19 protein-coding genes are annotated in these 21,671 nt (G+C 64.2%); 14 read left to right on the forward strand and 5 right to left on the reverse strand.

The window, feature by feature from the left end:
- Positions 1-9 precede the first annotated feature (9 nt).
- From RBS12_RS11730 to RBS12_RS11765, 8 genes are all read left to right on the forward strand, one after another.
- Entirely contained in the window at positions 10-1,110 is a 1,101-nt protein-coding gene (locus tag RBS12_RS11730; protein WP_307966287.1) for an NAD-dependent epimerase/dehydratase family protein, read from the forward strand.
- Positions 1,107-2,063, forward strand: coding sequence for a glycosyltransferase family 2 protein (locus tag RBS12_RS11735; RefSeq protein ID WP_307966288.1), 957 nt, complete (start codon positions 1,107-1,109; stop codon positions 2,061-2,063). Before RBS12_RS11730 ends, RBS12_RS11735 begins: the two co-directional genes overlap by 4 nt.
- The gene (locus RBS12_RS11740; RefSeq protein ID WP_307966289.1) at positions 2,060-2,608 is read left to right on the forward strand and encodes an acyltransferase; all 549 of its coding nucleotides are present in this window, start codon (positions 2,060-2,062) and stop codon (positions 2,606-2,608) included. The genes RBS12_RS11735 and RBS12_RS11740 overlap by 4 nt, the downstream gene beginning before the upstream one ends.
- A 49-nt stretch (positions 2,609-2,657) precedes the next feature.
- Complete coding sequence (locus tag RBS12_RS11745; RefSeq protein WP_307966290.1) at positions 2,658-3,704, forward strand: glycosyltransferase; 1,047 nt, start codon at positions 2,658-2,660, stop codon at positions 3,702-3,704.
- Positions 3,705-3,834: 130 nt separating this feature from the next.
- Entirely contained in the window at positions 3,835-5,109 is a 1,275-nt protein-coding gene (locus RBS12_RS11750) for a hypothetical protein (protein WP_307966291.1), read from the forward strand.
- Positions 5,106-6,311: a glycosyltransferase family 4 protein gene (locus tag RBS12_RS11755; RefSeq protein ID WP_307966292.1), complete on the forward strand. Its 1,206-nt coding sequence runs from the start codon at positions 5,106-5,108 to the stop codon at positions 6,309-6,311. Before RBS12_RS11750 ends, RBS12_RS11755 begins: the two co-directional genes overlap by 4 nt.
- A gap of 3 nt (positions 6,312-6,314) precedes the next feature.
- Positions 6,315-8,102, forward strand: coding sequence for a DUF4012 domain-containing protein (locus tag RBS12_RS11760; protein ID WP_307966293.1), 1,788 nt, complete (start codon positions 6,315-6,317; stop codon positions 8,100-8,102).
- A gap of 79 nt (positions 8,103-8,181) precedes the next feature.
- Positions 8,182-8,736 (forward strand): hypothetical protein, encoded by a 555-nt coding sequence (locus RBS12_RS11765; RefSeq protein WP_307966294.1) that lies wholly within the window; start codon positions 8,182-8,184, stop codon positions 8,734-8,736.
- Positions 8,737-8,872: 136 nt separating this feature from the next.
- On the opposite strand, the gene RBS12_RS11770 is transcribed toward RBS12_RS11765, so the two are convergent.
- Positions 8,873-9,631 carry a DsbA family oxidoreductase gene (locus RBS12_RS11770; protein WP_307966295.1) on the reverse strand — a complete coding sequence of 253 codons (759 nt, stop codon included), beginning with the start codon at positions 9,629-9,631 and terminating at the stop codon, positions 8,873-8,875.
- 92 nt (positions 9,632-9,723) lie between these two features.
- Between RBS12_RS11770 and RBS12_RS11775 the strand changes: the two genes are divergently transcribed.
- Together RBS12_RS11775 and RBS12_RS11780 are read left to right on the forward strand one after the other, a co-directional pair.
- Positions 9,724-10,863 (forward strand): acyl-CoA dehydrogenase family protein, encoded by a 1,140-nt coding sequence (locus RBS12_RS11775; RefSeq protein WP_307966296.1) that lies wholly within the window; start codon positions 9,724-9,726, stop codon positions 10,861-10,863.
- 90 nt (positions 10,864-10,953) lie between these two features.
- Positions 10,954-12,144: a hypothetical protein gene (locus RBS12_RS11780; protein WP_307966297.1), complete on the forward strand. Its 1,191-nt coding sequence runs from the start codon at positions 10,954-10,956 to the stop codon at positions 12,142-12,144.
- Positions 12,145-12,348: 204 nt separating this feature from the next.
- Here RBS12_RS11780 and aceB read toward each other — a convergent pair whose 3' ends face one another.
- Both aceB and aceA read right to left on the reverse strand, forming a co-directional pair.
- Positions 12,349-14,034: a malate synthase A gene (aceB, locus tag RBS12_RS11785; protein ID WP_307966298.1), complete on the reverse strand. Its 1,686-nt coding sequence runs from the start codon at positions 14,032-14,034 to the stop codon at positions 12,349-12,351.
- 79 nt (positions 14,035-14,113) lie between these two features.
- The gene (aceA, locus tag RBS12_RS11790; protein WP_307966299.1) at positions 14,114-15,436 is read right to left on the reverse strand and encodes an isocitrate lyase; all 1,323 of its coding nucleotides are present in this window, start codon (positions 15,434-15,436) and stop codon (positions 14,114-14,116) included.
- A 122-nt stretch (positions 15,437-15,558) separates the two neighbouring features.
- Between aceA and RBS12_RS11795 the strand changes: the two genes are divergently transcribed.
- From RBS12_RS11795 to RBS12_RS11805, 3 genes are all read left to right on the forward strand, one after another.
- Positions 15,559-17,046, forward strand: coding sequence for a helix-turn-helix domain-containing protein (locus RBS12_RS11795; RefSeq protein WP_307966300.1), 1,488 nt, complete (start codon positions 15,559-15,561; stop codon positions 17,044-17,046).
- A gap of 194 nt (positions 17,047-17,240) precedes the next feature.
- A complete protein-coding gene (locus RBS12_RS11800) occupies positions 17,241-17,879 on the forward strand; it encodes a CGNR zinc finger domain-containing protein (RefSeq protein ID WP_307966301.1) in 639 nt (212 codons plus the stop codon).
- A 7-nt stretch (positions 17,880-17,886) separates the two neighbouring features.
- Positions 17,887-18,633 (forward strand): queuosine precursor transporter, encoded by a 747-nt coding sequence (locus RBS12_RS11805; RefSeq protein WP_373886511.1) that lies wholly within the window; start codon positions 17,887-17,889, stop codon positions 18,631-18,633.
- Between the two features lie 12 nt (positions 18,634-18,645).
- Here RBS12_RS11805 and RBS12_RS11810 read toward each other — a convergent pair whose 3' ends face one another.
- Positions 18,646-18,852, reverse strand: coding sequence for a hypothetical protein (locus RBS12_RS11810; protein WP_307966303.1), 207 nt, complete (start codon positions 18,850-18,852; stop codon positions 18,646-18,648).
- Positions 18,853-19,049: 197 nt separating this feature from the next.
- Between RBS12_RS11810 and RBS12_RS11815 the strand changes: the two genes are divergently transcribed.
- Positions 19,050-20,411: an MFS transporter gene (locus RBS12_RS11815; protein ID WP_307966304.1), complete on the forward strand. Its 1,362-nt coding sequence runs from the start codon at positions 19,050-19,052 to the stop codon at positions 20,409-20,411.
- Here the strand turns inward: RBS12_RS11815 and tgt are convergent.
- Positions 20,384-21,667: a tRNA guanosine(34) transglycosylase Tgt gene (tgt, locus tag RBS12_RS11820; RefSeq protein ID WP_373886512.1), complete on the reverse strand. Its 1,284-nt coding sequence runs from the start codon at positions 21,665-21,667 to the stop codon at positions 20,384-20,386. The genes RBS12_RS11815 and tgt overlap by 28 nt on opposite strands.
- Positions 21,668-21,671 lie beyond the last annotated feature (4 nt).

Below are 21,671 nucleotides of genomic sequence, written 5' to 3' on the forward strand. Positions count from 1 at the left end.
GCCAATTTCATGATCGACACCGGCCACAGTGAATCACCCCGACGAGTCGTCCTCACAGGCGGGTTAGGCTTCATCGGGACAAAAATGGTCGACCGGCTCATTGATTCTCATGAGATTTTTGTGGTCGACAACCTTCATCCGCAGGTCCACCAAGACCGCCGTCGAGTCGATGAACTCCCCGAACGTGTGACGTTCCTTGAGGGTGACGTCGCAGATCCTTCGAACATGCAGGCAGTCGCGGCGTTCCGCCCGCATGTCGTCGTCCACCTTGCGGCCGAAACCGGGACGGGCCAGTCACTTCTCCAGTCCCGGAGGCACGCCGAGGTTAATGTCACCGGTACCGCCACTCTTCTCGATGCTCTCGCTGGCGCCGACGCGCTCCCCGAAAGACTCGTCATTCCCTCGTCGCGAGCCATCTACGGGGAAGGCGTCTGGACGCTGGCATCGGATGAGAACGTCTCTGCGCACGGGCTCCCGCGGGATCCAACCCGTCTTGCAAATGGCGAATGGCTGCCCACCGGCCCCGATGGCGAAGAACTCGGCTCTCCGCTGCCGAACAATGCCGCACGTTCAGAACCGCGCCCGGCCAACGTCTACGCGGCGACCAAACTTGCCCAGGAGAATGTCGCACGCGCCTGGTGTATTGGGCTAGGTGTTCCCCTTTCATTGCTTCGACTTCAGAACGTCTACGGAGCTGGGCAGGCTACGGGTAACCCCTACACGGGCGTGCTCACGTTCATGGCAAAACAGGCCCTGGCCGGAGAGCAGATCAACGTCTACGAGGGTGGGGGCATCATTCGCGATTTCGTCAACGTAGCGGACGTGGCCGATGCGCTGACGCAAGCCGCGCTCGACCGCACACAGGACAGCCTGACCGTGGACATCGGCTCAGGTGACGCTAAACCGCTTGAAGAAGTTGCCCGCCTGCTGAGCGAACTCGCTGGCGCCCCTGAGCCTCGGCTGTCCAACGACTTCCGCGCGGGCGACGTTCGAGCGGCCTATGCCGACATCGATGCCGCAGGCCACGCTTTGGGCTTCTCGCCGAAGGTTGGCCTGCGAGACGGGCTCCGCGAGCTTCTTTCTTGGGTCGGATCGGAGGTCTCGAAATGACTCGTGTGTCAGTTGGCGTGGTCACCGTGACCTTCAACAGTTCGTCCGTGCTCGACGACTTTCTCGCAAGCCTGTGGGCGCAGGAGGGCGTCAACGTGCGCCTTTACTCCGTGGACAACGATTCGCAGGACTCGACCGTTGACCGCCTCACCGAGGAGTCTTGTCACCATCCTGCGACCGTCATTGCGAACGATGCCAACTTCGGTGTTGCCGTGGGCAACAACCAGGGCATCGAGGCAGCGCTCGCCGACGGGTGCGACTGGGTGCTTCTTCTGAACAACGACACGATGTTTTCTCCAACGTTCATTGCCGACCTCGTGCGCGTGGCGAATCACCGCGGGCTCGACATCGTCTCCCCGCTGATCGAAGCTACGGAACCTCCTGGCTCGAACTGGTATTCGGACGGAGTAATTCAGCCGTTCAAGGCGATGAAGACCACACACCTCGGCATGGGAGACCCTCTCCTTCCGGCCAGTCACCCCGAAGTCGTGGCGGTCGATTACGCTTCGACTTGCGCCCTCCTCGTTCGGCCGGTCGTCTTCGAGACGGTTGGCCTCATGGATCCGATCTACTTTGTCTATGGCGACGACGTTGATTTTTGCATCCGTGCGAAGCGCGCCGGCTACCACTACACGGTAACCTCTAGTGCTGTTCTCACTCATAAGGCAAGCAGTCTCACCGGTGAATTCACCGGCGCTTTTGCCTCACATTGGATCACCCGAAACTGGGTTGTTGTCGCCCGCCGTCACTGCTCGCCCCTCCAACTGTTCGTCGGAAGCGTCTATATGGCTATGTGGGTAGTCGGCCGACTTGTTTTCCGTCGCGAGAGTCTCTCCGTGACCCGACGACGGATCAACGCAGTGCGAGAAGGATGGCGCCTCGACTTGAGGCCAGAGCCTCCGCGACTCTCCATCACTAAGGTCCAGGTACGAACAACAAAGGGGGAACCATGAGCAGTTCCGATGTTTTCTGGAAGATTTGGTCCGTCGCGGCCGCGTCCCGCCGATTCGCGTCATTCGGAAATCGAACGTGGATACGGAGGCCGATGATGATCGTGAACCCTCAATACATGTCCATCGGAAGCAACTGCTTCATTCGTGATGGAGCCCGCCTCGAGGTCGTCATTCGGCCTGGCGAGGAACCGGGCCGTCTCACGGTTGGAGATCGAGTCACGATGGAGCAGGACGTACACATTGTCGCGGGTGATTCAGTAATCATCGAGGACGACGTGGCGATAGCGCCGCGCTGTTTGATTGTCGATGCCACGCATCCTATAGGTTCACCCGGAGACGGAAACCGGGCACGAACACTCTCCAGCGAACCATCTTTCGTGCACTTGGAAAGGAGAGTGTTTCTTGGGGCAAACGTCGTTGTCCTAGCCAATGTGCGCATCGGGGCCAACAGTGTAATCGGGGCTAATTCAGTGGTCACCCACGATATCCCGGCAAACTCTGTGGCCGTTGGGGCTCCGGCTCGAGTCATCAGGAGGATAGAGTGATCAGGCGAAAACAACCTGACGATTTGGAGCAGCTGGTGATGGGGGTTCTGTGAAAATTTTGCACGTCACAGAATGCGTCGGCGGTGGGGTCGCGCGAGCTATCGATTGCATTCCTGGCTCGATGCCCAGCTGCGAGCACTTCCTCTTGAGCGTCCGGCCCGACGTTCAGACGCCATCGGGCAGGGGTTTCGCGGGTACAGCAATCCTGCCGGAAGGGCATATCAAGCGCATCCTCGCCATCCGGCGAACGGTTTCAGAACTCCGTCCCGATGTCATTCACGCACATTCGAGCTGGGCTGGATTCTATGTCCGAGCCATGAGTCTCCCCGGTCGAATCGTGTATCAGCCACACGGTTACGCTCTTGAACTCGGTGGCTGGTTACGTCGAATCGCTTTCACGGCCGCCGAGTGGATGCTTGCGCAAAGGCGGTCATCCGTCGCGGTTTTGTCGCCCCACGAGTTCGATATTGCTGGTCGCCTCAATGGCGGCGTGCGACGGGTCTTCGTGCCGAACGTGCCGACGGTATCCCCCCGCCCGGGTCGCGCGGTGAGTCGATCGCGTCGCGTGGTCATGGTTGGTCGCCTCGGCTACCAAAAGGACCCCGAATACTTCGCGGCTCTAAAGCAGTGCGTCGCCTCACAGGATGGCACTATTGAATTCCGTTGGATCGGTGATGGCGATGTCGTGCGAAGGCGTGATCTTGAGCGAGCTGGCGTCACGGTCACGGGGTGGCTCAACGATAATGACCTTGTTGAGGAACTCGAAGCTGCCGGCATCTACGCCCATACCGGCAGATACGAGGGCTTCCCTCTCAGCGTTCTCGATGCGGCCGCCTGTGGCTTGCCGGTAGCGGCGCGAGCCATTCCCGCGTTCGACGGCCTCCCCGTGGCGCAATTCGAGAGCCTCTTCGAACACGCCCAAGCGATCGTTGAGTTCTTCGCGGGCCCGGGCAGTGACAGCGACCTCGCGGCACGCAATGCTGAGCTGCTGAAGATCATGAGTCCCGTCGAGCAGGAGGCGGCACTCCGCCGACTGTACGATCCTTTCGCGCCAGCCGACGAATCTTTCGTGATCGCAACGGGTGCACGACTGTGAGGGACGGAAGGGCTATGCGTTGACCACTCTCGGAATAGTCTTCCTAAGCGCGTACGGACTCGCCTTGTTCGGCGGTCGTCGATGGGTGCTCCTCGTGTTGGCGTCGTCCATTGCGTTCAACGACTCCGCGGTGATCGTGCTCGGAGAAGCGACGATCTCGCCGTTCTATTTCGGCCTGATCCTCTATTCGATTTGCTCGTTCACCGCCTGGCGACGAGGTCCGGGTGCCCAATCCAGTGGATTTCGCGGCAGGGTAGTACTGGTTATTCTGCTCGTATATTGCACCTTCGTGACGGCAATCTCGCCAGCGTTATTCGCGGGCCTCGGCGTCATCTCAGCCACGAATGGAATCGATGAGCAAGTTCGATCTTTGACTCCGCTGACCTTCACGCTATCGAATTTTGCGCAAATTGCGTATCTGCTTCTGAATGTCATGTTTGTTTGGCGAAGTCAGCGTGACGGCACCTTTGAAGGCCGTCACATCGCCATCGGCCTTGCGATCGGTGCTATTGTGGCGTGCTCTTCCTTTATGGGAGACGTCTGGCCTCATGCGCTTTTTGACAATTCCCCTCGGGGTTTCTACACGATTGAGACCGGTCGGTTTCGTGGTCAATTCAGCGAGCCTTCACACCTCGGGGCATTCGCCGTCATAGCCACCATCTATTTCGGAGCTACCCTGGCTCGCACCAAAACGGTGCGCGGATTCGTCGGCTATGCAGTGCTGACTTTCATGGCAGTGGCACTTCTCTATGCTTCAGCTTCAGGCACGGCAGCTATCGGATTGGGCGCGGCAGTGCTGGCCATGTTGGCTATATCGCTCCGCGGACGCCGGTTTGGAGGTTCTACGCGCGTCCGACTTCCCGTCTTCCTAGGCGGCCTCGTTGCGGTGGTGATGCTGACGGTGCTGCTACCGAGCATCATCGACGTGATCAAAGCCATTGTCGACAGCAAGCTTGGCTCGACCTCGCTGACTAACCGCTCGCTCGTCGACCAGAATTCGATCGCTGTGTTGTTCAGGACGTTCCTGCTCGGGGCTGGTGACGGCAGTAACCGAGGTTCTTCGCTCTTATTGATGTTGCTGAGCCAGATAGGACTCATCGGAACGGCTCTCTTCCTCGTGGTTGCTCTGACGTCAATCTTCCGAGGCCTGTCGTCGAGGGCTAATGCGCCTGCGGCTCTGGCTCTCATCGGCTTCTTGTCATCGGCGTTCGTCTCCCTCCCGGACTTCGCTTCGCCGATCCTCTGGTCGCTGATCGCGGTGACGTATTCGACAGCTTTCGTGCGCCAAGAAGGAGGGGCCGCGCTGGGGGCGGTCCCGCGTGGTGTCGTCGACGAGCGCGTGAAATCGACCGGTTCAGCTCTCGAAAGTGAATTTGCTACGGTGACGGGATATGGCACGCGATGAAGATTGTTCACGTAACCAACGTCATCTCGCCGGACAAGCTGGGCGGGCTCGAGCGCTACGTTCGGGAGCTGGCCGCCGCGCAGGTGTCCGTGGGGCACGAAGTCGTCATAGCCAGCAAGAGCCTCACGGCATTGGTGCCGCCGAAGGAATTGGGCGAAGACGGCGTGGTCCTTAGAAGGCACTCGAGCCCGTCGAAGTCGTCGGTGTTATTTGCCCTAATGTACCCTTTCGTGATCTTCGCCGGGGTCCGAAAGATAATGCGCGAAGAGGTCAAGCGGGCTGATCTGACTGAGGGGCAGACCATTGTCCATGCGCATTTCCCAGTGCCTGCTCTTGCGCTTGCGGTGCTTCGCATTCCGTTCATTTACACGTTTCATGCGCCCGTCTATCGCGAGATGGTCGGCGAGCGTCAGGGTTCCTATGCTCTCCCCGGAATCGCGGAGCGCGTGGCTGTCTTTGGCATGAAACTCACTGAACGGCTAGTTCTCAATCGAGCGAGAATGATTCTCACTCTAAGCGACTTCATCGCGGGAGAAGCGCGAGAACTCGGCGTTCCAGCAAAGAAGATCAAAATCATTCCAGGCGGCCTGGACGAGGTGCGCTTTGCGTTGGGCCTGACCGGGGTCTCGGCGAGTGCGGTCTCCACCCCGTCCGGTCCTCGCTTGTTCGCCGCGCGCAGGTTTGTCGAGCGGACAGGTGTGGAGCAGCTTGTTGAGGCCATGGCGGCCGTTCGCGATGTCATTCCCGGTGTGACGCTTCGGTTGGCCGGCTCTGGCCCGCGTGAGGCGCAAGTGCGGGCGCTCGTCGAGAAGTTCGACCTCGAAAAAGTTGTGCAGCTACTGGGCAGGATCCCCGACGATCAACTCGTGTTGGAGTACAAGGACGCGACGCTGACAGTCACGCCCACCTTGTATCTTGAAGGCTTCGGGCTCTCCACCGCCGAGTCGCTCTCCGTTGGTACGCCGGCTCTGGTGACTCCTGTCGGCGCCAATCCGGAACTGGTGGCAGAACTTTCCCCCTCACTAGTGGCGGATGGAACCAGTGCCGCCGACCTCTCCCGCGCCCTCATTCGACTGCTTGGTGATTCCGGTTACCTCGAAGAGCTGCGCGGTCGGCTTCAATCCGGGTTCGCGAGTAGGTGGGGCTGGTCGAATGTCGTGAGGCAGATCACAGAGGTCTACTGGGGCCTCGGAGGGATATGAATCATGGCCCGTCGCTTTCGATTGCCCCGGCGGTGGAGACTGCCTGTCTTCGCAGTTGCGGTCCTCGCCGTGCTTGGTTGCGGGATCTGGCTTGGTGTTCGTGCCTATCTGGCTCAGCACGAGATGGCGGATGCCGAAAGGCTGGCCCGTGAGGTGCAGCAGGACATCGTCTCCGGCCGACCAGCCGAGTCTCGAGCAGCGGCGGCCCAGCTTGTCGCTCGCGTTGATGCGGCCAAGGCATATACGAGTGATCCCGTTTGGCGCGCCGCCGGCTTGATTCCTTGGGTGGGCGGCAACTTTTCGATCCCCACTCGCCTGGCCGAGGTTCTCTCCGACGTAGCTCATGGCGCCGTCGAGCCCGCAAGCTCGGCCGCGGCCGACTTCGATCTATCCAAGCTGAAGCCCGTCAATGGAGGCGTGGATCTGAAGGAGCTTGCGACTACGCAGACGGTCGTCGATCGTGTTGATTCGGTGTTGCGCAAAGCGCACGACGACGTGGCGCAGATTCGATCAGGCCTTGGGGTTATCGCTCCGCTTAGCGACGGAGTCGAACGGTTGACAGCCGAGCTGTCCAAGGTCAGCAATCAAGTGGAGGGTGCGAACCGGGCGCTTCAGCTATTGCCCCCGATGCTCGGCAATGATGGTGCACGAAACTACCTCATCCTCTTCCTCAACAACGCAGAGCTGCGCAGCACAGGAGGGATTCCGGGATCCGTGGCCCTGATCCACGTCGATCATGGCCATATCTCCCTGGCCCAGCAAACGGAGGCCAAAGGGTTTCCCGCCTTTGCAAAGTCCGTTCTCCCGCTGGCGCCGCAGACGGAGGGCCTATACGGGTCGATTACCGGGCGGTACTTCCAAGACGTGAACCTCACACCGCAGTTCGACGTCTCGGCGCGCGTGGCGGCTGAGATGTGGCGGCAGAAATATGGCACCACCGTGGATGGCGTGTTCTCCCTCGATCCCGTCGCGCTCAGTTTCGTGCTCAAGGCCACGGGGCCGGTGATGCTGCCTACGGGGGGATGGCTGGACAGTGAGAACGCCATTCGAGCGCTTCTCAGTGACGCCTATGCTCACTTTGACTCTGTTGCCGATAAGGACGGATTTTTTGCGTCAGTTGCGGCAGCGGTCTTCGCCAAGGTCGTGAGCGGGGGGTTCGACCCCAAGGCGATGGCCGCCCAGCTAGGTGCCGCCTCTGCAGAGCGGCGTGTTCTGGCGTGGAGCTCCCGCCTCGCCGAACAAGAGGTCTTTGAGGCCGCCGGGATTTCGGGAGATATCTCCGCCCGGGGAACGCCGAATGGGGGCCTGCGCGTGTACCTCAACGACGCCACCGGCGCCAAAATGGACTACTACCTTCGCGTGTCATACAGGGTCGGCGGTGTCGCGTGTCGAGCGGACGGGCGGCCCAACTGGGAGATAGAGGTCACGTTCAAGAACGAAGCCCCGGCGGATGCGGCACACTCGCTGCCTGAGTACGTCACCGGAGGCGGCTTGTACGGAGTCCCCCCCGGTGACATGAAAACGCAGGTCAATGCGTATGCGCTCCCGGGATCCGTCTATTTGGGGGCCCAGCGAGACGGCGCGCATATCGATCTGCACACCGACATGGATGCTGGATATGCAGTGGCGCAGACCGATCTCATTTTGGCTCCCGGCCAGTCATCGGTGCTCCGGTTCCAGTTTCTTGGACCCGCGGGTGCCAAGGTGGATCCTCCACTCGTCGTGACACCTACAGTTAACACAATAACAACTTCTCCTTTACCACTTTCCTGTGACGACAAGTTAGGCTAGGCTCCAGTCTGGTTGTACATGTCGAACCTCGGCCTCGATCCGACATCCATCTCTCGCTATAGAACTGGGGATATAGCTCATGAAAAAACTCCTCGCCGCCCTCTCCCTCGCACTTCTGACTCTTGTTGCCGTCCCGACGGTCGCCACAGCTGCTGGTTATGTGCCAAGCGGCAATGTCTCGGTGTCGGGAACCCCGACTCCGGGCGGCACCACCGCCGTTGGCTTTTCGGCAGGTTCCTTCACTTCGGGTGAAACCGTCACATACTCGGTGAGCGGCAACACGACTGCAACGCTTTCCGCCGTCAAGGCCGCGATCCTGACGACCTTCAGCAAGCCGGCCGCGGCAGACGGTTCCGCTTCCGTGAACGTAGCGCTGCCCTCGAATGCGTCCGGTACCTACACGCTGACCGCCACCGGCCAGACCTCGGGGAACGTCGGCACGGCGTCTCTGACGGTTGTTCCTCAGAACGCCCAGGGCAATCAGAACCAGAACGGCCAGGGGTCTGCAAGCCTCGCCAACACGGGCGCGACTATGCCGATTCTGCTCGTGTGGATCGGTGCCGGGGCACTCCTTCTCGGTGCAGCGATCGTCGGCACGCTGATGTTTGTCCGGAGGCAGAAGCGCAACGCGTAATGCATTTCCCCTCCCGTTGAGGAGATTTGTTCCGGATGCCGCCTGCTTGTCCTTGAGGGCAAGCAGGCGGCATCCGTTGTTATTGGACCGTTATTACAGAACGGTCATTTTGCTAATGTCCACGCGGTCCTTGACCTCAGCACCCGTCCGGACCGCACGCCTCGCCGTTGAGTTCGTCGGAGGCGTCTGTCGGATTCGCGGGGGAGTTGACCATGACGAGAGGATTCGACTCGCGCCACGCCGTGTCGAGCGCGCGGGCGAACAGTTCGGCCGGCTGAGCGCCCGAAACTCCGTACTTACTGTCGATCACGAAAAACGGCACACCCTGGATGCCGAGCATCTGGGCTTGGCGGATGTCAGCGCGCACCGCATCGCGGTACGTCCCGGCGTCGAGCGCGTCGGTGATCTCCGTTTCGGTGAGCCCGGCCGCCGTCCCAATAGCCACGAGCACCTCCCGGCTCCCGATGTCCTGCCCCTTCTCGAAGTGGGCTGAGAGCAGCGCCTCCTTGACGGCGTCGGCCGTGTTCTTGCCGCCGACGCCGGTCCCAGCGTTCCCCGAATCGCGGGCCTTGGCGAGGTGAATGAGCTCGTGGCCTGCGAAGGAATTGGCGACGACGACGCTGCCGAAGTCGTACGCGAGGCCTTCTCCGGCCGCCACCTCGGCGACGTGCTCGAACATCTGCGAGACGTGCGCAGGCTGCATGCCCTTGCGCTTGCTGAGGTAGTCGAGCTCGGTGCCGTCGTAATGCTCGGGGATGCTCGGGTCGAGCTGGAAACTGTGCCACGTGACCGTGATCTGGTCCTTGTGCGGGAACTCCGCGAGGGCCGTTTCGAAGCGGCGCTTGCCGATGTAGCACCAGGGGCAGGCGATATCGGACCAGATGTCCACGTTCATTGAATGTTCAATAGGCACAGTAGCTTCAAGTGATCGCGGCACGGCGGTATTCCCCTCTGTTCCTGCAGGCCGTCCCGGGACAGACTGTCAACGTGACGTTCGAACTCACGGAAGACCAGCGGGCCCTCGTTGACACGGTACGCGATTTTGCCACGGAACGGCTGGCCCCCCATGCCCTCGAATGGGACGCGGAGAAGCGTTTCCCCGTGGACGCACTGCGGGAGGCGGGCGAGCTGGGACTGGGCGGCGTGTACGTCTCGGAGGACTACGGGGGCGCCGGGCTCCTGCGGGCCGACGCGGCGCTCATCTTCGAGGAACTCGCCAAGGCAGATCCGACGATCGCCGCGTACATCTCGATCCACAACATGATCGTGTGGATGGTCGATTCGTTCGGCACCGAGTCACAGCGGGCCGAATGGGTTCCGCGGCTCGCGTCGCTGGAGGCCCTCGGAAGCTATTGCCTCACCGAGCCGGGCGCGGGATCGGACGCGGCAGCGCTCACCTCGCGGGCGACGCTCGACGGCGACCATTACGTCCTCAACGGGGTCAAGCAGTTCATCTCGGGGGCGGGTTATTCCTCGCTGTATGTCGTCATGGCGCGCACGGCCGAGGGCGGAAGCCGCGGCATTACGGCCTTCCTCGTGCCCGGGGACGCGCCCGGCCTCTCCTTCGGGAGCAACGAGAAGAAGATGGGCTGGAACGCGCAGCCGACAGGCCAGGTCGTCTTCAGGAACGTCCGCGTTCCCGTCTCGAACCGCCTCGGGGACGAGGGCATGGGGTTCGGCATCGCGATGAAGGGGCTCAACGGCGGGCGCATCAATATCGGTGCGTGCTCCCTCGGCGGCGGTCAGGCCGCGCTCGACAAGACGGTCGCGTACCTCAAGGAACGGACGGCATTCGGCGGGCGACTCGCGGACAAGGAAGCGCTCGTGTTCGAGCTCGCCGACATGGACATGAAGCTCGAGGCCGCCCGCAGCCTCCTCATGCGCGCGGCCGACGCGCTCGACCGGAACGCCCCCGATGCCGTACGCCTCTGCGCGATGGCGAAGCGCGTGGCCACCGACGCCGGATTCGAGGTCGCCAACCAGGCGATCCAGCTCCATGGTGGGTACGGCTATCTGCATGAGTACGGCATCGAGAAGATCGCGCGCGACCTTCGAGTGCACCAGATCCTCGAGGGCACGAATGAGATCATGCGCCTCATCGTGGGGCGGATGCTCGTGGGGGACTAGATGCCTCATCGCCAGATGTCCTCCGCGTAGGCCTCATCAGAATTCGAGTACCGGCAAGTATGGCGGGCGGCCGATGCGGCATGCGAGCGTATGTGCACCGGCGTGGAAATCGAACATTCGAATGGGGGCATCATGGGAAGACCGCTGGATTGGGGCTCCGGGGATCAGTTCCGGGAGTATGACTTGCCCATCCAGATTCGCGGGCTGCGGATGCCGCGCTGGGCGGGAGTGTCCCTCGGCGTGGGCCTTCTGGTGGTCGCTGTCGCAGCCATTGCTGGCTCGATCCTCGTCAACGAGCGCGACAGCACGATCATCGCGGCCTGGGCCGAGGCGCTCATCTTCGTGGGGGCGATCACGGCAGCGATCGTCGGCGCACTCCTCCTCTGGCGCGCTGGCGAGTGGGTGACGCTCACCCGAGAGGCTGCGATCGTTACGAAGGCGTTCCGCGCTCAAGACGGCGTGGACCGCACGCAACTTGAAGACTTCCACGCCTATCTTCACGAGTACGCCGCGCGCGGGGGAGTCCAGTGCAGGATGGTGCCGACCTTCACCGTCAGGGAGTGGGACGGACAGCTCCGAGACTTGCCGCTGACGTTCTTGGCCTACTGGAACCCCGCCGGGGGCACGGAAGCGCCGCTGCCGCCGCGCGCTGCGTACATCGAGGCGTGGGCGCGCACGGCCAGCAGCCCGTACTCGAGAACTGTGCTCGCAGGCAATGTGCCGTACGCGCTAGCTATGCACCGGAACTTCGCGCGTTTCGGCCTTCAGCGCCGCGCGCGCCTTGCAGCCGTCCTTATCCCACTGATCTCGATCGGGCTCGGCTTGGTGCTCGGCTTCGGGCTTGGCCCCGCCTCAAGAGTCCTTGGCGGGCACCACAGCTTCGACGCCCAGACGAACCGTACCGGCATCCGCGACTTGGACGACAAGCTCAATCCTGCCATGACCGGATACGAGTGGCGTGCGCGGCAGACCGCACCTGACACGAGGGATTTCACCTTCTTCCCTACCCTCCGGTCACTGCCGTCCGCGCCCTTTACGGTCCACTACTTCATTCGCGACCCCGCGCAGCGCGGCGCCGACCTCAGCGTTCCGGAACAGAAGTACGGCCGGATCGTCTCGCAAGGGATCATCTCTGTAAAGAACCCCACGATCGAGTTCGCGCTGGACCACGACGATACGGTCTTCTCATTCGAGATTTACGTCACCGACGACCATGGCCACACCACCTTCAACTCCGACCTCTATAGGAACATCGCTGGGAACCCTACGCCGCCGTCCTGAGGCAAGCGGCTCGCTGAGGGTGCAAGCACGCCGAGGGGCCGGACCGCGCAGCACCACTACGCGGCCCGACCCCTCAACTCTGTTCCCGATCGCCTGCCCCCGGCCTTCGGGGCGCGTGTTGCGATTCCGCGTGCCGGCGTCGGGAAGTGTTGGCCGTCACCCGCGGGAAGTTCCGGGTGGGTGGGCGGGAGAGACGAGCGCGGCTCAGGCCGCCGACATCGCCCGCTCGGGCTCGGGCAGCCCCGCCTCGTACTCGTCCTCCTTGCCTGCGTCCTCGCACAGGTACCGCGCGTAGGCCGGGAGGGTCAGGAACGTCGGGAACTCTGGCGCGAGGGCGACCTCCTCGAAGATCTCGTGGGCGTCGCGGAATCGGTCGCCGTCGAAGCGCTCGAGCTTCGCGAACTCCTCCTCGAACAGCTCCTTGACCCATTCGCGGGTGATCACCTCGCCGTGGTCCGTGATCGCGTGCGAGTAGATCCACTGCCAGATCTGCGAGCGGGAGATCTCCGCCGTCGCGGCATCTTCCATGAGGTTGTGGATCGCGACGGCGCCGCTGCCCCGGAGCCACGCCTCGATGTAGCGGACGCCGACCTCGATGTTGTTCCGGATGCCGGTCTCCGTGATGGTCCCGGCGCAGGAGCCGACGTCGATGAGGGCGCGGTCGTCCGGCACCACGTCGTCGCGGAGCCGGTCGAGCTGGTTCGGCCGATCGCCGAGCACCGAGTCGAACACTTCGCGCGCCACGGGCACGAGGTCAGGGTGCGCGACCCACGAGCCGTCGAAGCCGTCGTTGGCCTCGCGCGTCTTGTCCGCCCGGACCTTCTCGAACGCGATCGCGTTGGCCTCCGCATCCTTCCGGTTCGGCACGAACGCGGCCATGCCGCCGATCGCCATCGCGCCGCGGCGGTGGCACGCCCGCACGAGCTGCTCGGTGTACGCCCGCATGAACGGCTGCGTCATCGTCACCTGGCCGCGGTCCGGGAGCACGAAGCGCGGGCCCCGGGTCCGGAAGTTCTTGATGACGGAGAAGATGTAGTCCCACCGTCCGGCGTTGAGGCCGGACGCGTGCTCGCGCAGCTCGTACAGGATCTCCTCCATCTCGAACGCTGCCGTGATGGTCTCGATGAGCACGGTCGCCCGGATGGTCCCCTGCGGGATGCCGAGGAGGTCCTGGGCGAGCACGAACACGTCGTTCCACAGTCGCGCCTCGAGGTGGTTCTCGATCTTCGGCAGGTAGAAGTAAGGGCCTTTGCCGGCCGCGATGAGGCGCGCCGCGTTGTGGTAGAAGAACAGGCCGAAGTCCACGACTCCGCCCGCGATCGGCTTGCCGTCGATGAGCATGTTCTTCTCCGGCAGGTGCCACGCGCGGGGACGGACGACGACGGTCGGCCGCTCCTCGGCGGGGCGGAGCCGGTACTCCTTGCCTTCGGGCGAGACGAAGTCGATCCGGTCTGTGAGCGCGTCAATGAGGTTGATCTGGCCCTGGATGGCGTTGCGCCACGACGGCGTAAGCGAATCCTCGAAGTCGGCGAGCCAGACCTTCGCGCCCGAGTTGAGGGCGTTGATGGTCATCTTCCGCTCGACGGGCCCCGTGATCTCCACGCGGCGGTCCTCGAGGCCGGGCGCCGGGGGAGCGACGCGCCAGCTCGAGTCGTTGCGGATCCACGCCGTCTCGGGCAGGAACCGCGGGTCCTGGCCCTTGCGGATCGCGGCGCGGCGCTCGTGGCGGGCCTCGAGCAGCTCCTGACGGCGTTCGGCGGTGGCGCGGTGGAGCTTGGCCACGAACTCGAGGGCGCCTGAGGTCAGGACCTCGTGCTGGCGGGCCAGCGGCTGCGCGGTGAGGGTGATGCCGTTGATGGTAAATCCGTCAGAGCTGGTGAAGGTGTTCATGAGAGGTCTCCTGGAATGCGTGAAGTACGACGGCGGGTGAGAACTCGCGCGCGAGCCCCACCCGCCGTAGTCCGTTCTGTCAGTGGAACTGGCCCTCTTCGGTGGATCCCACGAGGGCGAGGGTGCTGGCGTTCGGGTTCAGCGCCGTGGAGACCAGGTCGAAGTAGCCGGTGCCCACTTCGCGCTGGTGCTTGGTTGCGGTGTAGCCGCGGTCTTCGGAGGCGAATTCGCGCTCCTGGAGCTCGACGTAGGCGCTCATGCCGTTGCGGGCGTAGCCGTGCGCGAGGTCGAACATCGAGTAGTTGAGGGCGTGGAAGCCCGCGAGGGTGATGAACTGGAACTTGAAGCCCATCGCGCCGAGCTCGCGCTGGAACTTGGCGATGGTGGCGTCGTCGAGGTGCTTCTTCCAGTTGAACGAGGGCGAGCAGTTGTACGCGAGCATCTGGTCCGGGAACTCGGCTTTGACCGCCTCGGCGAACCTGCGCGCGAGCGCGAGGTCCGGCGTGCCGGTCTCCATCCAGATGAGGTCCGAGTATGGCGCGTAGGCCTTCGCGCGGGCGATGCAGGGCTCGACGCCGTTGCGCACCTTGTAGAAGCCCTCCGGCGTGCGCACCGGCTGTCCCTCTTCGCGGAGGATGAACTCCTGGTCGCGCTCGTCGACGTCCGAGGTGATGAGCGTGGCCGCCTCCGCGTCCGTGCGGGCGATGATTACGCTCGGCACGCCGGCGACGTCGGCGGCGAGCCGAGCCGCATTGAGGGTGCGGACGTGCTGCTGGGTCGGGATGAGCACCTTGCCGCCCAGGTGGCCGCACTTCTTCTCGGACGCGAGCTGGTCCTCCCAGTGAACGCCAGCGGCGCCGGCCTGGATCATGGACTTCATGAGCTCGTACGCGTTGAGCGGGCCGCCGAAGCCTGCCTCGGCGTCCGCGACGATCGGAACCAGCCAGTCCTCGACGCTCTGCTTCCCCTCCGAGAACTCGATCTGGTCCGCGCGCAGCAGCGCGTTGTTGATGCGACGCACGACGGCGGGCACCGAGTTGGCGGGGTAGAGGGACTGGTCGGGGTAGGTGTGGCCCGAGAGGTTCGCGTCCGCGGCGACCTGCCAGCCCGAGAGGTAGATGGCCTTGAGGCCGGCCTTGACCTGCTGCACGGCCTGGTTGCCGGTGAGTGCGCCGAGGGCGTTGATGTAGCCCGTGCCGTTCTCGCGGCCCTCCGTCACGGCCTTCCACAGCTTCTCCGCGCCGCGGCGGGCGAGCGTCTGCTCCTCGGTGACGCGGCCGCGCAGCGTGACGACGTCCTCGGCCGTGTAGTCGCGCGTGATGCCGTCCCAGCGGGGGTTTGCGGACCACTCGAGCTTGAGGGCTTCGGCCTGCTGCTGGGGGGTTTGGGGCTGCTCGGTCATCGTGGTCTCCTTCGACTGATCACGGAGGGAATTCTTCGTGACATCAACTTTTCCGGGTCTGCAACCCCTCGACCAGATAAAAGTGCTGGAAAGAAACGCAGATCTTCACGTATCCTCAAGAAATGTCTGCTGCATCCTCGTGGGTCCGTCCCGAGCCGTCCGCCGCCCCGCGGAAGGGCGCGGAGGTTGACGTCATCAGCCTTGGCCGCCGCGTGCGCCACTTGCGCAAGTCCGCGGGGCTCACGCTCGACGAGCTCGGCACCGCCGTCGGCGCCGCGGCGAGCCAGCTGAGCCTCATCGAGAACGGCAAGCGCGAACCGAAGCTCGGCCTGCTGCAACAGCTTGCGAGCGCCCTCGGCGTCGGCGTCGACGCCCTGCTCGGGGCCGAGCCGCCGAGCCGCCGAGCGGCGCTCGAAATCGAGCTTGAGCGCTACCAGCGCAGCCGGCTCTACGAGTCCCTCAATCTGCCCAAGATCCGCATCAGCTCGCGGACGCCGCTCGATGTGCTCGAGTCCCAGCTGGGCCTCCTGCGCGAACTTGAGCGCAAGCTCAACGAGCAGGTCGCGACGCCCGAGGAGGCCCGCCGCGCCAACGGCGAGCTGCGCCGCATGATGCGCGAGCGCGGCAACTACTTCCCCGAGTACGAGGCCGAGGCGCAGAAGGTGCTCAAGGCCGTCGGCTACCCGGGCGGTCCGCTGAGCCAGCACCTCATCTCCGACATCGCGACGCACCTCGGCTTCACCCTGCATCACGTCGGTGACCTGCCCCATTCGACGCGGTCCGTGACCGATCTGAAGAATCACCGGATTTATCTCACGCACAACCAGCGCTCGGACCACGACCCCCGTTCGGTGCTGCTCCAGGCCCTCGGGCACTACGTTCTCGGCCACGAGACGCCCCGCAGCTACGGCGACTTCCTCGCCCAGCGCGTCGCGACGAACTACTTCGCGGCAGCACTGCTCCTGCCCGAGCACACGACCGTCGAGTTCCTCCAACAGGCCAAAGCCCGCAAGGAGATCTCGGTCGAGGACCTCCGGGACGCGTTCGCCGTGAGCTACGAGACGGCCGCGCACCGCTTCACCAATCTCGCGACCCGGCACCTCGGCATCACGACGCACTTCCAGAAGACCCACCAGAGCGGCATCATCTACAAGGCCTACGAGAACGACGGCGTCAACTTCCCCATGGACCACACCGGCGCGATCGAGGGCCAGCCCGCGTGCAAGGCCTGGACGAGCCGGGCCGTCTTCGACGTCCCCGACAAGTTCAGTTCCTACAGCCAGTACACCGACACGGTCAACGGCACATTCTGGTGCACTGCCCGGACCGAGCGGAGCGCGAACGGCGAATTCTCGCTGAGCATTGGAGTTCCCTACCAGCACGTCAAGTGGTTCAGAGGGCGGGAGACGACGGCGCGCGCGACCTCCCGCTGCCCCGATCCCGCGTGCTGCCGCCGCCCGCCGACCGGGCTGAGCGAGCACTGGGCAGGCAGCGCGTGGCCTTCCGCCCGCGCCCACTCCCACCTTCTCGCCGCGATGCCGCCCGGCGCCTTCCCCGGCGTCGACGAGACCGAGGTCTACGCGTTCCTCGAGGCCCACGCGGGAGGCTGAGACGCAGGCTGGTTTCGCCCGTCTATTAGGGGGAGGAGGGCGATTCTGTTGGAAACGTTACGGTCAAAACGCGCTTTTGCCCGTAACACTTTCGGGCAGCACTCCTCGGGACCGGCGGCCGCGGGCCGGCGGCCGCGGGCCGGCGGCCGCGGGCCGGAGGCAGGAATGTCGGTGGGCTCTGGAAGGCTCACACCATGGCCCGCCGAAACTCTGTTCCCGACCCTGCTGTATCCGCGCTCATGGAGCTCCTCGCGACGTCGCCATCGTTCCTCGAGATCGGTGGAATTGCCTTCGACGGGCTCAATCACGTCAATCAGCTGCGCGCACTGTCCGAGCGAGCCGGTTTGGCCGTTCCACGAGAACTGAGCGTCGAGGAGATCTTCGCCCTTCGTGGCAAGGAACCGCTCGACGCGCTCAGCCTTGACGACCCCGGATGGTGTCCGTCGCCGGGAATCTCGGATGTCGCTGCGGTGAGGCGGCTGCGTGAAACCCTCCGAGACGCTCTCTTCGCCTCGGGCGCTCCATCGGAGAAGATGGCCGCCAGGCGCCTGACCTCTGCGGCACGCGGATACCTTCTCACGCCGGCGCTGACTGATCGTGGCGACCTGATGGTGCAGACCTCGCAGAGCGATTTCAGCTCGCGATTGGCGGCACGGCTTGTTCCCGCGGCCATGCGCCTCGTTGCGGATGGGCAGATGCATCGACTCGGCCGGTGCGCCGAGCCGTGGTGCCGAAGCCCATTCGTTGACCGGAGCCGCAATGGCAGTGCCGCATACTGCGGCGCCAGATGTGCGTCACGCGCGCGAATGCGCCGACATCGAGATGCTGCGTGATGCGAGAATGCCTGCCGTGACAGAACAACAGACCACCTTCCCCTCCGAGGGCGTGCGCCCCAAGCCCCGCTTTGCCTCGATCGGTTCGCCGTACTTCGGCATCCTCCTCGCGGCGATGTCAGTCATCGTGATCCTGAGCAATATCGGCGCGTCGAAGGGCGTGATGTTCGGGCCGATCGTGACGGATGGCGGCTTCTTCCTGTTCCCGCTGGCCTATGTGATCGGCGACGTCATCAGCGAGCTCTACGGATTCCGCGTGGCACGCCGCGCGGTCGTGAGCAGTTTCGTGTTCTCGGCCTTCGCCTCGCTTGCGTACTGGGTCATCATCATCCTTCCGGGCTTCGACGACGACTACGGCCGCGCGAAGCAGGCGTCGATCGAGGGCGCGCTCGGGCCGGTCCCGCAGATCGTCCTCGCGTCGCTGCTCGCGTTCCTTGCGGGGCAGCTCATCAACTCGTGGATCATGGTGCGCATGAAGGCCCGCTCGGGCGAGCGGCGCCTGTGGGCCCGGCTCATGGGGTCCTCGGGCCTCGGCGAGTTCGTCGACACGCTCATCTTCTGCAGCATCGCGGCGCCGGTCATCGGCATCACGGACATCGGCTCGTTCGCGAACTACGTCATCGTCGGCTTCCTCTACAAGACGCTCGTCGAGTACGCGCTCGTGCCGGTCACGAGCACCGCAATCGGCTGGCTCAAGCGCCGCGAGCCGAGCTATCGCGCGTCAGGGGACGAGTCGCTGCCCGCCGCCTCGTGAGCAGGCCCAGACTCAGCCGGGGAAGAGTGTCCTAGGGATGTCCGGCTCGCCGTCGTGGTTGTCGTCGCCGTAGGCCCGCATCGCGATCCGACGGGCGATCTTCTCGTCCATCTCGTAGGGCAGGACGTCACGGAAGGCGCGGATCTCGCGCCTCGTGGGCTTCTCGCGTTCGGCGGACCCATTCTTGGCCGACTTTGCGCGCTTCCTGAACAGGCTCATGGGGACCTCCTCCCCAAACGTGGATCCCCATCCACTCTTTCACCATACGCTGGCCGGGCCTGAAAGCTAGGTCTGAGCAGCCACGACTCGAACGCGACCAATATGACCGAAACCCCCGTGCCGCGGGCCACAGCAAGTATCGTGGCCCGCGGCCGGGGCGCAGCGGCGCGCCGCGGCGGAAAGGTCCCGTACGCACCATGACGACAACACTCACGAGCACTGCGGCACAGACGCGCCGTGCGATCGCGAACACGCTCAAAGGCTCCGCCGGCAACCTCATCGAGTGGTACGACCTCTACGTCTACGCGGCCTTCTCGTCTTACTTCGCGACGTACTTCTTCAACTCCAAGGACCCCGTCCAGGCCCAGATCGACGCCTATCTCACGTTCGCGCTGACGTTCCTCATGCGTCCCGTCGGGAGCTGGTTCTTCGGGCGTTTTGCGGACCGTCGCGGCCGCCGCGCGGCGCTCACGCTCAGCGTGACCCTCATGGGCCTCGGCTCGCTCCTCGTCGCGATCCTCCCGGGCATCGCCCAGATCGGCGTCTGGTCGACCGTTCTCATGTACGGGTCCCGCCTCCTCCAGGGCTTCTCCGTGGGCGGAGAGTATGGGACGAGCGCGACGTACATGAGCGAGGTCGCGACCGCGAAGCGGCGCGGCTTCTTCTCGAGCTTCCAGTACGTGACCCTCGTGGGCGGCCAGGTCCTTGCGCTGCTCACGCTCGTCGTCCTCCAAGGCGTCCTGAGCGAAGGCGACCTCAAATCGTGGGGCTGGCGCCTCCCCTTCGCGATCGGCGCCGTCGCGTCGCTCGTCGTCCTGTGGCTCCGCCGCTCGATGGACGAGACCATCTCGAAGGAGCAGGTCCACGCGGCCGAGGCGCACGCTCGCGCTGCTGAGCCTGGCACGCTCAAGCTGCTGTTCACCAAGCACTGGAAGGCGTTCCTCGTCGTCGTCTTCCTGACGATGGGCGGGACCTGCGCGTTCTACCTGTACACGACGTACATCCTGAGCTTCATGAACAACGTCTCGCACATCCCGAAGACGCAGACCTCGGTCATCAACTTCTGGGCGCTCTTCGTGTTCATGCTGCTCCAGCCGGTCTTCGGCGCCCTCTCCGACAAGTTCGGCCGCAAGCCGCAGCTCATCGTGTTCGGCGTCCTCGGCGCCATCTTCACATGGCCCATCATGTCGACCCTCGCGGGCGTCAAGGACCCAACGATCGCGTTCCTGCTCATGCTCGCGGGCCTCGTCATCATCGTGAACTACACGTCGATCAGCGCACTCGTGAAGGCGGAGCTCTTCCCGTCCTCGGTCCGTGCCCTCGGCACCGGCCTCGGCTACGCCGTCGCGAACTCCCTCTTCGGCGGCACGGTGCCGTTCATCGGCGAGGCGCTGTCTAGCCACGGCCTCAAGGAGTGGCTGTTCACGTACGTCACGATCACGATCGTCATCTCCCTGGTCGTCTACATCTTCTTCCTGCCCAACAAGAAGAAGACCCCTCTCGACGAAGACTTCGGGGCGGCGTTCGAGGGTCAGACCGCCGAGCGGGCACGGGCGTAGTACCGTCCAAGCGTCTCGGCCTTGAACTCCCAGAAGGTGCCGTCCTCGATCGAGTGCCGGACGTCGTCGACCATCCGCACGACGAAGCGCTCGTTGTGGATCGAGATAAGCGTGTGGGAGAGGAGCTCCCTCGACTTGTACAGGTGCCGGATGTACGCGCGCGAGTAGTTCTGGCACGTGTAGCAGTCGCACCCGTCCTGGAGCGGGCCCCAGTCGCGGCGGTACTTCGCGCCCGAGAGGTTGAACCGCCCTTCGGCCGTGTAGAACGCCGAATTGCGTGCGACCCGGGTCGGTGAGACGCAGTCGAACGTGTCGGCGCCGGCCTCGATCGCGGAGAAGATGTCATCCGGCTCGGAGATTCCGAGCAGGTGCCGCGGCTTGTTCTCGGGGAGTTCCTCGGAGCACCAGCCCACGATCGTGCCGAGATTCTCCTTCTCGAGGGCGCCGCCGATCCCGAAGCCGTCGAACGGCATGGACGCGAGGTCGCGGCACGCCTTGCGCCGCAGGTCCTCGTATTGTGCGCCCTGGATGACGCCGAACAGGGCCTGGTACGGCTTGCCGCCGCGCTCGTCGGTGAGGCGGAAATGCTCGACGACGCAGCGCTCGGCCCAGCGGCGCGTCCGCTCGAGGGACTCTTCCTGGTAGCCGCGCGAGTTCTGGAGGGTCGTGAGCTCGTCGAACGCGAACATGATGTCCGCGCCGATCTGATGCTGGACGTTCATCGAGATCTCGGGGGAGAAGCGGTGCCGGTCGCCGTTGAGGTGGCTCGTGAACCACACGCCGTCCTCGTCGATGTGGGCGAGGCGCTCCTTGCCGGGCGCGACGGCGTCGTCCCGTCCGATGTGCTCGGAGCCCGCGACCACGCTCATCTCGATGACCTTCTTGAAGCCCGAGCCGAGGCTCATGACCTGGAAGCCGCCCGAATCGGTGAACGTCGGTCCCTGCCAGTTCATGAACTTCCCGAGCCCGCCGGCCTCGTCGAGGATTTCGGGCCCCGGCTGGAGGTACAGGTGGTACGCGTTCGCGAGGACGGCCTGTGCGCCGAGCTCGCGCACCGACTCGGGGAGCACGGCCTTGACGGTCGCCTTCGTGCCCACTGCGATGAACGCCGGGGTCTGGATCTGTCCGTGGGGAGTCGTGATGGTGCCGGTCCTGCCCAAGGCCGGGCCGCCGCCGTCGTTCGCACTCGACGCGCCGGGCAAGCGCGTGTTGACACGGAAAGAGAACTCGGATTGGCGAGGATGGTCGGCAGGCACGATA

The organism is Sinomonas sp. ASV322, from assembly GCF_030908245.1.
In the GTDB taxonomy this organism is placed as follows: Bacteria; Actinomycetota; Actinomycetes; order Actinomycetales; family Micrococcaceae; genus Sinomonas.